The following is an 11,554-nucleotide window of genomic DNA, read 5'->3' as shown; positions in this document are numbered from 1 at the left end:
CAGGAACCCTTTATCGATAAGTCAGGCTAATGCAAGTATCAGTAATCTGCCGTTGATCCGAAGTCGCGCGGAGGGTTCGCTGAATGCATGACTTCGCCAGTGCCCCCAGCAGCAGCGCCCCAGTCCTCGGTGGCAGTTTCGGCCGTCTCTCGCCCGGGTCACGGCACCAGGAACCGCTGGGGCGCGGTTGCCCTCATGGCTGCAGCCACGTTCATCGTCGTCGCGGCGGAGATGATGCCCGTCGGTCTTCTCACCCCCATGAGCGCGTCGCTCGCCGAAGGCGAGGGGACGATCGGTCTCTCGCTCACGATCACCGGCCTGGTCGCAGCGGTCACAGCCCCGTTCATCCCCATCGTGACCGGGCGGATCGACCGTCGTGCGACGCTGATCGCGCTGATGGTGCTCGTCGTCGCGGCCAACGCGCTCACCGCCATCTCCGACACTTTCCTCGTCCTCGCGGCCGCCCGAGTGCTCCTCGGGTTGAGCATGGGAGGCGTCTGGGCCCTTGCGGCGAGCCTCGCTCCCAGACTCGTCGGAGCCCGTGCCGTGGGGCTCGCGACCACGGTCATCTTCAGCGGGATCGCGCTCGCTTCCGTCCTCGGAGTCCCCATTGGCACCTATGTCGGCGCTGTCCTCGGATGGAACGCGGTGTTCTGGGGCCTTGCTATCGCCGCGGCACTCATCGCGCTCGCGATGGCCACCACCCTGCCGGCGATGCCGTCGGAGGAGGAGGTTCCGTTCAACGTGCTGGTCTTGGCCTTCAAGAACCCGGGGGTCCGAGTGGGGCTCGCGATCACGGCCCTGTTGGTGACGGGGCACTTCTCGGCGTACACCTACGTCCGTCCGGCACTCGAGGTGGTCGCGGGGCTCGGCGCACCCGTCATCGGAACCTTGCTCGTGATCTACGGTGCCCTCGGGATTGTTGGCAACTTCGTGGCGGGTCCGCCTGCAGCCAAGGTGCCGAGGGTCGTGATCGTGAGCCTGAGCCTGGGGCTCGTCTGCGTGCTCGCACTGTTCCCCTCGCTGGCGACCGCGACGGTTGCTGCCGCGGTGCTGATGGCCGCATGGGGATTCTTCTACGGTGGCGTCTCCGTGAGCACCCAGGCCTGGATCGCCCGGGCGGCGCCCGAGCATCGCGAGTCCGTTGCCGCCCTCTGGGTCAGCGTGTTCAATGCGAGCATCGCTCTCGGCGCGTTCGCCGGTGGGAGGCTGCTCGACAGTATGGGGCCGAGCCCGGTCTTCTGGGTCAGCGCAGGCATCGGGGTGACCGCCTTCCTGATGGCGATCATCCGGGCCCCCGAGAGCGACGCGCGACGCGTGTCTTGAGGGTTGGCTTCCGGCATGCGATCACGCCGGGACGCAACCGCAGAGCGCATCGCTGTTGCCGAGGGGTCGAACATCCGTCGGCACCTCGCGGTCTCAGCAAACTCGCGGGCACCCCGCTTCTCATTTAGCTAGGTTAACTAGATAAATATTCGCAGGGCTCGAGGGAGAGCGGCCAGCTCCGACCCCTCACGGAAAGAGGGTCACCATGTCGAACTCAGGTCGGTGCGCGTCGAGCTGTGGCACGGTGCGAGGCTGCGCGCGATGAGCACGGTCGTGGCGGAACGGCCATGTGCCGATGGGGGAGCGGAATCGGGAGACGAGAGGCTGGATGCAGACCTCGCGCTCGTGGGATCCGGAGACCGTGCAGCGCTGTCTCGTCTCTACGACGCCCTGAGCCCGACGATGTTCGCGCTGGCGCTCAGACTCCTCAATCGAGAAGATCGAGCGCAAGAAGCCACCACCGACGCCTGGTTGACCATCTGGCAGTGCGCGCCTCGTCTCCCGCAGGGGCGTGCGCGGCAGACGATCCTGGCCGCGACGGTTCGATCGGTCTCGAAGCTGGCGGAGGTCGAGTGACCCCGAGCGCGTCATGAGGGTGGTGCGCTCGCAGGTGTGCTCAGAAGCCTTGTCCCATGTTCGGACCCGCTTCAGACGCCGCTCAGCTCGACGGCGGCCCCGGCCTGCACCGCTGAAGACTTCGTTCCTGGCATCGTCGCCGGTAACGTGGAAATGTACGCACTGACCGGAGTCCGTCCACTTCTTCGCGCTCGAAGGAAGCTGTCATGACCTCTCCTGAAGCACCGTCCGCTCCGCCGCACTCGATCCGCCAGCTCGACCAGCCCGGGGACCTCGCCTGGGTACTGCTCGCCCACAAGGCCTTCTCGGACTCCTTCGAGGATGGCCGCACCTACGAGCGTCTTGTCGCGCACGCCATCGAGGGCCATGCCGCCGTCGAGGAACGCGAGCGTGAAGGGGCATGGATCGCCGAGCTCGACGGAAGACGCGTGGGATGCGTCTTCTGCATGCCGGGGGAGGACGGCGAGGCCGCCCTCTTGCGGCTGCTGATCGTCACACCCGACGCGCGGCGCCGCGGCATCGGCCGGGCACTCGTCGACACCGGCGTCGACTTCGCCCGGAGACGAAACGCCTCACGTGTCGAGGTCTGGAGCGCCCGGGAGTTCACCGCCGCCGCTGGCTTCCTCCAGAGCGCCGGCTTCTCCCTGCTCTCCCAGGAGCTCGACCCGCGATTCGAACGAGACGTCGTCGGGCAGCGATGGGCTCGCCCCCTCGAGGCCTTTTCCAATCGATGAGCCGCGGATGTTCCCCGCGACCGAGCGTCGCGGGGGTGTCGACGGGCACATATTGGTGTCGGGAGAGAGTGAGACACTGCCGTGATGACTGAGCAGACCCCGCATCTCGTGACTCTCGACCTGACCGACGAAGATCGCCACTCCGTCCTCATCAACGCACTCCAGGAGTACGCCGACGCCGCCCTCGACAAGGTCGAGCGCCCGGAGAGCACCACCGCGGAGCGCGACCACTTCCAGATCGTGGCGACCACCGCCCAGGGCTTCGTCGACGAGATTCTGGCCGCAAGCGGTCATGCAGCTCCGGTCCCGGCACCTGATCTGTCCTCGACCTGACGATCGCGCGGACCCGGAGCTCCGAAGGCCGCTGACTGGCCGCGTGGGCAGGCGCGACTGTTCGCAAGGATGGGGTGCCAAGCGGCGTGTTTCGTCACGCTGGATGCATGGAAACGCAACGAACCGCAGACGCACACCCCACCGATCCAGCAACGAACGTTCGAAGCGGCAAGCCCAGGAAGGCGACCGCAGTCATCGCCGCTGCCAGCGTGCTCGCCGCCGGCGCGATCGGCGTCGGGGCATGGTCGAACGCGGCCAACGCCGACGCCAGTCCGGATCAGCACGAGGCGACCATGCAGGCGCTCGTCGACGCGGGATACCCCGGCGTGCTCGCATCCGTCACCGACAGCGAGGGCAGGACCTCGAACCTCGCTCTCGGACAAGGGGACATCGCCACGGGGGACGCACCGCCCGTGGATGGGGAGGTGCGCATCGGCAGCAACACGAAGATGTTCGTCTCGACGATCGTCCTCCAGCTCGCCGATGAGGGGCAGGTCGCCCTCGACGAGCCGATCGACGCGTACCTGCCCGGTCTCATCACGGGGGACGGGGTCGACGGCACGAAGATCTCCGTGCGCCAGCTCCTCCAGCACACCGCTGGCCTGCCCGAGTACGCGGACAAGATCGCGGCGGACGCGTTCGGCGCGCAGGAGACGTACATCTCTCCCCGGGCCATGCTCGATGTCGCGTTCGAGCGGCCCGCGGCGTTCGCCCCAGGGGAGCGGTGGGGATACAGCAACACCAACTACCTGGTGCTGGGACTCATGATCGAGGCCGTCACGAAACGGGCACTCGCCACCCAGATCGACGAGCGCATCGTCGCGCCGCTCGGCCTCGAGCACACCTACCTGCCCGCGCCAGGCGAACGGCAGCTGCGCGGCGAGCACCCCCGCGGGTACCACGCCGAGACGGCCGGCGACCTCCGGGACATCTCCGAGCTGGACCCCGCGTTCGGCTGGGCCGCCGGCGCTCTCGTGTCCACGCCGTCCGAGCTCAACACCTTCATGCGCGCCCTCCTCGACGGCCGACTCCTGAGCGAGGCGGCGCTCGCGGAGATGCAGACGACCGTCCCCGCCGGGGATGAGCTGACCCCTGGTGCCGCGTACGGCCTCGGCCTGCAGCGCTACCCGCTGTCCTGTGGCGGAGTCGCCTGGGGGCACGGGGGAGACATCCCCGGAACGCAGACCCGCAACGCCATCGGCCCGGACGGCACCGCCGTGACGATCGCCGTCACCGCGCTCCCCTGGGCGGTTGTCTCGCCCGACGACAACGAGCGGCTTCTCGCGCAGTACCGCATGGTCATCGATGCCCTCGACGAGACGCTGTGCGGGCAGTAGCGGACGACGAGTTCGCGCCGGGTGATGGCCTCGTCAGGGGCCACCACCCGGCGTGGTTGAATCGGGTCATGCGCTCATCGCCGCGGAACTCGGCCGTGATGGTCGCCCTCTGGTCGGTGACGCCCAGTCTCCTCGTGCTGGCGGGTGCCGTCGGATTCCTTGCGATCGGCACCTGGGATCGCGCCCTCTTCGCGTCGGTCCCCGGAACCGGGTCACCGCTGGTGCTGGCGAGCCTCATCGCCGTCCAGGCGCTGCTGCTGTGGCCGAGCCGCTTCCGCCCGCTGCCCGTGTTCGCGGCGATCGTCGGCATCGATCTCGCGATCCTCGGCACGACGGCCGGGGAGCTCGGCATCGGCGCGCTCGCCGTGGGCGTCGCGTCGTACCGGGTCGTGCGGCAACTGCCCCTCAGGGCGGCGCTCATCGCACTCGGCGTCGGGGCGGCCGCGACGACCACGGTCGGTGGCGTCGCAATGCTGCTCGGGTCACGCGAGGCGCCGCTCGTCCTGAGCGCCACGCTTCTCCTGCGCATCCTGCTCCTCTACGTCCTTCCCGCGGGCATCGCCGACTACGTGCTCGGTCGGGAACGCTTGACGGATGCGCTCCGAGAGCAGGCGCGCATGGCCGAGCAGCGTCAGGCGGAACGGGCCCGCGGCGAACTCAGGGCGGAGCGCACTGCCCTCGCACGCGAACTCCACGACATCGCCGGCCACCACCTGTCGGGCATCATCGTCAGCGCGCAGGCGGCAACCACCCTGACCCGCTCCGACCCTGACCGGGCGAGGGCCATGATGCAGGGCATCCAGGACGACGCACGCACGACGCTCGTCGATCTCCGGCGCACCGTTGGACTGCTGCGCAGCGACGACGACGACGAACGCACGGGCGGCCCTGAGCGCCCGAGCCCCACCCCGAACCTGGAGGGGATCGCGACGCTCGTGGATGCCGCGCGGGAGCGTGGTCAGGCCGTCGACTTCCGTGTAGCCGGTGCGCCTCGACCGCTCGGCCCGCTGACGGAGGCCACCGCGTACCGCATGGTGCAGGAGTCATTGGCGAACGCGGCACGTCACGCCCGGGGTGCACGCAGCGACGTCAGCGTGCGGTTCGGTGACGACGGCGTGGAGATCATCGTCGCGAACGCGCCAACCAGGCCCGGAGCGGATGCGGTCGTGCCACCTGCGCCCGCGCAGCCGGGGTACGGGCTCTCCGGCATGGCCGAACGAGCCGAGCTCGTGGGTGCGACTCTGAGCACAGGACCGACGAGCGACGGCGGCTGGCGGAATGCGCTCACGATCCGTGGCACGGGCCAAAGCCCGAACCGTGACAGGGAGATCTCATGATCCGGATCCTCATCGCCGACGACCAGGCGGTCGTGCGCGCCGGGCTGTCGGTGATCCTCGGCGCGGAGCCCGACTTCGACGTCGTCGCCGAAGCCGCCGACGGTGCAGAGGCGGTCCGGCTCGCTCGCGAGCTGAGCCCCGATGTGGTCTGCATGGACATCCGCATGCCGGGAACCGACGGCATCGCTGCGACGCGGATGATCGCTGCAGAACCGTCGCTCGACGCTGCGGTGCTCATCCTCACCACCTTCGACGTCGATGCGGACGTGTTCGCGGCGCTCGAGGCCGGGGCGGCCGGGTTCCTCCTCAAGGGCGCGGATGAGGCGACGCTGCTCGCCGCGGTCCGGTCGGTCGCCGCAGGGCACGGGACGCTCGACCAGCGCCTCACCAGGCGCATCCTCCACGAATTCGCCGAGCGGCGCCGGCCCGTGTCGCAGCCAGCCCCGACGACGGGGGTCGAGTTGACGGAGCGGGAGCTCGACGTCCTCGGGCTCCTCGCGCGCGGCCTGTCCAACGCGGAGATCGCCGGTGAGCTGTTCGTCGAACCCACCACGGTGAAGTACCACCTCGCGGGGCTCCTCCAGAAGACCGCGTCGAGGGACCGCCTGCAGGTCGTGCTCTGGGGCATCCGCGCGGGCCTTCTCGATGTCCGCTGAGCCCAGTCGCAGCGGAGCGCGGATGACGCGCCCTGGCGACTGCCAGGTTGCAACACGGTGACGTCGTCCCGCGCCGGGGAGCCGTGCGGTACCGACTGGGTAGACTGGCGGCAGATCGTGAGGAGCGAACGATGACGATGCAAGTGGGGCCTACAGCAGTCCCGGAACGCCTGTGGATGTCGATGATCGCCCGCGCCGTGCCCGCGCTCATCATCGCCGCCGTCATCACCTTCTCCCAAGACCACTCTGCGGCGTTCGGGTTCATCACGTTCGGTGCGTTCGCGCTCGCATCCGGCGTGCTCATCGGCTTCGAAGCCGTCGGCTTCAAGGACCACCCGGCGCGCGCGCTCACGTTCGCGCGAGCCGTCGTCTCGGCGCTCGCCGGAGGCTTCGCGCTCTTCATGGGCACCGCAGAGACCGAGCACGCGACCGCCGCCGCGTTCATCGCGACCGTCGCCACCTGGGCCCTCGTCACGGGAGCGCTCGAACTCATCAGCGCCCGCGTGGGCCGTGCCACCAAGTTCTTCTCGCGCGAGGTGCTCATCACCGGCGCCGTCACCGTGCTCCTCGGACTCCTCGTCGCGATCATCCCGCCCGACCTTCGCGTCGACTACGGCGGAATCGAGCAGGTCGAGGGCACCCTCACCGCATCCGTGCAGACCGTCGGCTACGTCGGCGCCTACCTCGCAGTGCTCGGCGTGCTGCTGGTCATCGAGGGGATCACCCTCCGCGGCATCCTCGCGGATGCACCGGCCGCCGAGCCAGAACTCACCAAGAAAGCCTGATTCCCCAGTGACACAACCCAAGCGCCGCGCGCTCATGAAGCCCTTCGAGCTGCTCGGCATCTCCGCCGTGATGGCGGGCTTCGTGCTCCTCATCCTGCTGCTCACGACACAGGACTTCCTGCTCGGCATCATCTTCGCCGGTGTCGCCTTCATCGTCTCGATCCTCGTGCTGGCGATGCTCGTGCTCTCCTACTCGCCGAATCCCGAGAACGAGATATACCTCGACCGCTTCGAGAACGCAGAGCAGGGCGTCTCCCGCAGCGACGAAGGCGAGCAGAGCCGCGCGGCCACGCAGGCGGCGGCCGCAGACGAGAAGGCACCCGTCGTCGACGAGGCTGCAGCCGAAGCGGAGCCCTCAGAGCGCATCGGCGAACCGGAGCAGGCCGCGGCGACCGAGGAGCCCGCAGCCACGCTCCCGGCAGATGCAGAAGAGGCCCCGCTCGACGAGACGACGTCGAACGAGGCCCCAACCAGCAAGTAGCTGGAGAACCAGCGGGCGTTCCGCCCGCGCGCTCAGCCCAGGTGGTCGACGAGGCGCGACGAGGCGCCCGTGTAGCTGCCGGGAGTGAGGGCGAGGAGCGAGTCCTTCGCCTCCTGGCCGATGTCGAGGCCCGTCACGAACTCCACGAGATCGGCCTTGCCGATGCGGCGGCCGCGCGTCAGGTCCTTCAGCACAGCGTAGGGGTCGGCGATGGATGAACGACCAGCGACGATCTCGGCTCGGATGACGGTCTGGATCGCTTCGCCGAGCACCTCCCAGTTGCCGTCGAGCTCGTTCGCCAGCAGCTCCTCGTCGACGGCGATCTCGCGCAGTCCACGCGTCACGTTGTCGAGCGCGAGCAGCGAGTGGCCGAACGCGACACCGATGTTGCGCTGCGCGCTCGAGTCGGTGAGGTCGCGCTGCAGGCGCGAGGTGACGAGCGTCGAGGCCAGCGAGTCGAGGAGAGCGCTCGAGATCTCGAGGTTCGCCTCCGCGTTCTCGAAGCGGATCGGGTTGATCTTGTGCGGCATCGTGGACGAGCCCGTCGAGCCGGCCTGCGGGATCTGACGGAAGACACCGCGCGAGATGTAGGTCCACACGTCGGTGCAGAAGTTGTGCAGGATGCGGTTGAAGCGCGACACGTCCGAGTACAGCTCGGCCTGCCAGTCGTGCGACTCGATCTGCGTGGTCAGCGGGTTCCAGGTGAGGCCGAGGCCGCTCACGAACTCGTCGGCAAGCGTCTCCCAGTCGGTGTCGACACTTGCCGCCTGGTGCGCGGCGAAGTTGCCCGTGGCACCGGCGAACTTCCCGAGATACGAGGTTTCCTCGACGCGCTTCAGCTGGCGGCGCAGTCGGTGCGTGAACACGGCGAGCTCCTTGCCCAGCGTGGTCGGCGTCGCCGGCTGGCCGTGCGTGAGCGACAGCAGGGGCACATCCCGCAGCTCGACGGCGAGCTCCGCGATGCGGTCCGCGAGACCGGAAGCCGAGGGGAGCCAGACGTCGGTGACGGCGTCGCGGATGGTGACCGCGTACGAGAGGTTGTTGATGTCCTCGCTCGTGCAGGCGAAGTGGGTGAGCTCGGCGAGCTCGCTCAGCCCGAGCTCCTCCAGGCGGGCGCGCACGTAGTACTCGACGGCCTTCACGTCGTGACGGGTGCGAGCCTCGACCTCGGCCAGCTCGTCGATGTCCTTCTGGCCGAAGTCGGTGACGAGTGCACGCAGTGCTGCGGCCTTGTCTGCATCGATCTTGTGCGAGCCGAACATCTCACGGTCGGTGAGGAACAGCAGCCACTCGACCTCCACGTGCACGCGGGCACGGTTCAGCGCGGCCTCGGAGAGGTGCTCGCCGAGACCTTCGACGCTCTTGCGGTAGCGCGAGTCGAGGGGGCTCAGCATCTGGGGAGGGAGGGGGCTCATTGTGCTCCTTGGGACGAGGACGATCCGGCGCGCGCCGTCAGCGCTGCCCGGACGACCGGCTCGATCTGACGAAGAAGCTCCTCGCACGCGCTCGTGATCAAGTCGCGCACGTGGTCGAAGAGCTGATCGTTGCCATAGTACGGGTCTGGGACTTCCGTGATCCCGCCCGGGGGCGCCGGGTGGAAGGTGAGGAGGGGCTGCACGAGCGAGCGTTGCTCGTCGTCGGAGGCCCACGCCTTGAGGATGCGCCGCTGGCCGCGGTCGAAGGTGATGATGAGGTCGAACGTGTCGAACCAGTCGACCTCGAACTGCTTCGCGCGATGGTTCTCCGCCGTGAACCCGGCCCGCTCGAGCGCGGACTGCGTGCGGGGGTCCGCCTTCTCGCCCACGTGCCATTCGCCGGTTCCCGCCGAGCTGATGCTCACGGCGCTGCCGAGGCCGATCTGCTCGACCATGTCGCGGAAGATGACCTCCGCCATCGGGGAGCGGCAGATGTTGCCGGTGCAGACGAAGATGATGCGAAAGACCGCGTCCTTGCTGTTTTTCGCCATGACGCCCATTGTCACGCATTCAGCACCGGTTCGCGTGCGTGTTCACCCGCTCTTTCGCTGCCCGTCGGAGCGAAGCCGCACTCTGCAGGCATCCGGCCTGTGGATGCGCGTCCCTCCACACCCGTGGGCGTGCATGCGTCGCCGCTTCTCCTGCCGCCGCAGGATCGGAGTCTCCGACGCACGAGAGGACCACCGCGAATGCCAGAGACCACGTCTTTCGTTCCCATCGCACCGTCGACGATCGGCCAGACACTGCCGTTCGTCGATGCCGCGAGGGAGCAGATCATCCACGCCCTGCAGCTCATCGCCCTCGACAACGCTCGCGCCCTGTACGCCTTCGGCTCGGGCACCACCGATATCTGCACGGGCCTCAGGCTGCTCGCGGTCTCCGACGCGTGGAGCTCGCCAGCGCAGCGCTGCCTTGCCATCGAGGCCGAGCTCCTCGCCGACGCGATCGGACTCGTCGCGACCGCCGCAGGGCTCGCCGAGGCCGAGTACCGCCGAGCGCATGGGGCATTAGGTCTCGAGCTCGAGGCGCTGGGGGCCCGATGAGCGGCGAGCTTGTCGTCGTCGGGCCCATCGCCGTCCGCGCCATCGCCGTCCGCGCCGGGCTGTTCGCCGACGACTTCGAAGCGCTCCGCACGATCCTCGCCGGTCAGGAGTGGCTGCCGCCGTCCGTATGGCTGAGCGGCTCGGGCCTCACATTCGCTGCAGCGGCGGCGCAGGCCGAGGTCGCCTTCTTCGGAGGGGCGCCGCTGGAAACCCAGCTGTCCTCGCTGGGCGAGCGCATCCAGCTTGCCGCCGAGCTGTACGAGCGGGCCGAGGCGGTCTCCGCGGCCGTCGTCCAAGCAGCGGGCGCAAGCGCCGCCAACTTCCTCGGACGCTCGTTGCCGCTGACGGTCGCGCTCCTCGGCCCGGCGGCTGGAATCGCGGCGCTCGCGGCTCTTGCGGGGGAGGCTCCGACGCTGAGCGACCCGCGGGTGCAGGAGCTCATCCGCGTCACCGTGGAGAACGCCGACGACTTCGCGCTCGGGATGCTCGGCCTCCCGCCGGTCCCCGGCGCCGACGGCAGCAGTCTCGTGTCGTGGGCGCTCGCCGGGGCAGGTGTGGCGGGGCTGACCCCGAGTGATCGCTTCAGGGTGGGGAGCGCCAGCGCTCCGCTCGATGGCCGGGATGCGGCTCCCACGGGACTCCAGTCGCTGGTCGCCGCCATCCCTCCCTCGGTCGACGGAGGACCGCAGGTGCGCGTCACGAGCTACGTCGACGCGGCCGGAGCCCAGCTCTACGAGGTCGCGATCACGGGCACCTCGAACCAGTCGTACGGCGCGACGGGGAACCCCTTCGACCTGGCCGGCAACCTCGCGGCGTATGCGGGGATCGACTCGCAGTCGGTGTCCGCCGTCCTCGCTGCGATGGCAGAGGCGGGTATCGAGCCGGGCGATGCCGTCGTGTTCGCCGGCTACTCGCAGGGTGCGCTCGTCGCTGCGTCGATCGCCGGGCTGGGGAGGTTCGACACGAAGGGCCTCGTCTCGATCGGGGGTCCCATCGACGCCGAACGGCTGAGGGCGCAGCTGCAGCATCAGCAGGCTGATGGTCGGGGCGATGATGCGTCGCCCGGGAGCCGAGCCCCGATCATCGAGATCCAGCACCGGGAAGACCCGATCGTCGGCCTGCAGGGGCTCGCCCCGGATGGCGAGGATTCAACGGTCGTGCTCGCCGAGGCCGATGCGGTGACGCCGTTCGACGACGACCCGCTCGCCGCCCACGCGCAGACGCGCTACCTCGAGACCGCCGGCATGGCCGACGCGAGCGGGGTGCCTTCCCTGGATGCGGCCCGCACGGACCTCCTCGACGTCTACGACGGCTTCGAGCTCGACGAGTCGAGGCTCTACACGGTTGACCGGCTCGACCCGCTTCCGGAACCCGGTGAGGCCATCGACGAGGTGAATCGTCTCATCGAGGAGAAGTTCGCGCCCATCACGAGCAACCTCAAGCCAGACGACATCAAGATCTGAACGCCTCG

The 11,554-nt window shown here is 69.0% G+C and carries 13 protein-coding genes; 11 read left to right on the top strand and 2 right to left on the bottom strand.

Translation table 11 applies throughout. The features are described from left to right. Nucleotides 1-195: 195 nt before the first annotated feature. The 9 genes from C5B99_RS16115 (at nt 196) to C5B99_RS19395 (ending at nt 7,565) form a co-directional block, all read left to right on the top strand. On the top strand, nt 196-1,326 hold the full coding sequence (locus tag C5B99_RS16115) for an MFS transporter (protein ID WP_219819664.1): 1,131 nt from the start codon (nt 196-198) through the stop codon (nt 1,324-1,326). A gap of 261 nt (nt 1,327-1,587) precedes the next feature. Next, a complete protein-coding gene (locus tag C5B99_RS16110) occupies nt 1,588-1,902 on the top strand; it encodes a sigma factor (RefSeq protein WP_146082032.1) in 315 nt (104 codons plus the stop codon). Between the two features lie 206 nt (nt 1,903-2,108). After that, nucleotides 2,109-2,636 carry a GNAT family N-acetyltransferase gene (locus C5B99_RS16105; protein WP_104243913.1) on the top strand — a complete coding sequence of 176 codons (528 nt, stop codon included), beginning with the start codon at nt 2,109-2,111 and terminating at the stop codon, nt 2,634-2,636. Nucleotides 2,637-2,720: 84 nt separating this feature from the next. Continuing rightward, nucleotides 2,721-2,969, top strand: a complete 249-nt coding sequence (locus C5B99_RS16100) for a hypothetical protein (protein ID WP_104243911.1) — start codon at nt 2,721-2,723, stop codon at nt 2,967-2,969. Nucleotides 2,970-3,076: 107 nt separating this feature from the next. Beyond that, the gene (locus tag C5B99_RS16095) at nt 3,077-4,306 is read left to right on the top strand and encodes a serine hydrolase (protein WP_104243909.1); all 1,230 of its coding nucleotides are present in this window, start codon (nt 3,077-3,079) and stop codon (nt 4,304-4,306) included. 68 nt (nt 4,307-4,374) lie between these two features. After that, nucleotides 4,375-5,643, top strand: coding sequence for a sensor histidine kinase (locus C5B99_RS16090; protein WP_104243907.1), 1,269 nt, complete (start codon nt 4,375-4,377; stop codon nt 5,641-5,643). After that, nucleotides 5,640-6,299 (top strand): response regulator transcription factor, encoded by a 660-nt coding sequence (locus C5B99_RS16085; protein ID WP_104243905.1) that lies wholly within the window; start codon nt 5,640-5,642, stop codon nt 6,297-6,299. The genes C5B99_RS16090 and C5B99_RS16085 overlap by 4 nt, the downstream gene beginning before the upstream one ends. A gap of 131 nt (nt 6,300-6,430) precedes the next feature. Continuing rightward, the gene (locus tag C5B99_RS16080; protein ID WP_146080612.1) at nt 6,431-7,084 is read left to right on the top strand and encodes a hypothetical protein; all 654 of its coding nucleotides are present in this window, start codon (nt 6,431-6,433) and stop codon (nt 7,082-7,084) included. A gap of 7 nt (nt 7,085-7,091) precedes the next feature. Continuing rightward, nucleotides 7,092-7,565: a hypothetical protein gene (locus C5B99_RS19395; protein ID WP_181059541.1), complete on the top strand. Its 474-nt coding sequence runs from the start codon at nt 7,092-7,094 to the stop codon at nt 7,563-7,565. A 32-nt stretch (nt 7,566-7,597) separates the two neighbouring features. Here the strand turns inward: C5B99_RS19395 and purB are convergent, their stop codons facing one another. After that, nucleotides 7,598-8,980 (bottom strand): adenylosuccinate lyase, encoded by a 1,383-nt coding sequence (purB, locus tag C5B99_RS16070; RefSeq protein WP_104243901.1) that lies wholly within the window; start codon nt 8,978-8,980, stop codon nt 7,598-7,600. Further along, nucleotides 8,977-9,531 (bottom strand): low molecular weight protein-tyrosine-phosphatase, encoded by a 555-nt coding sequence (locus tag C5B99_RS16065; protein ID WP_308471438.1) that lies wholly within the window; start codon nt 9,529-9,531, stop codon nt 8,977-8,979. The genes purB and C5B99_RS16065 overlap by 4 nt, the downstream gene beginning before the upstream one ends. 198 nt (nt 9,532-9,729) lie before the next feature. On the opposite strand from C5B99_RS16065, the gene C5B99_RS16060 reads away from it, so the two are divergent. After that, nucleotides 9,730-10,083, top strand: a complete 354-nt coding sequence (locus C5B99_RS16060; RefSeq protein ID WP_104243897.1) for a hypothetical protein — start codon at nt 9,730-9,732, stop codon at nt 10,081-10,083. Further along, complete coding sequence (locus C5B99_RS16055) at nt 10,080-11,546, top strand: hypothetical protein (RefSeq protein ID WP_104243895.1); 1,467 nt, start codon at nt 10,080-10,082, stop codon at nt 11,544-11,546. The genes C5B99_RS16060 and C5B99_RS16055 overlap by 4 nt, the downstream gene beginning before the upstream one ends. Nucleotides 11,547-11,554: the final 8 nt, after the last annotated feature.

It is taken from the genome of Pseudoclavibacter sp. Z016 (genome assembly GCF_002931215.1).
Taxonomy (GTDB): Bacteria; Actinomycetota; Actinomycetes; order Actinomycetales; family Microbacteriaceae; genus Pseudoclavibacter.
Note: the sequence above shows the minus strand (reverse complement) of the source record. Positions and strands in the feature narration are given on the sequence as shown.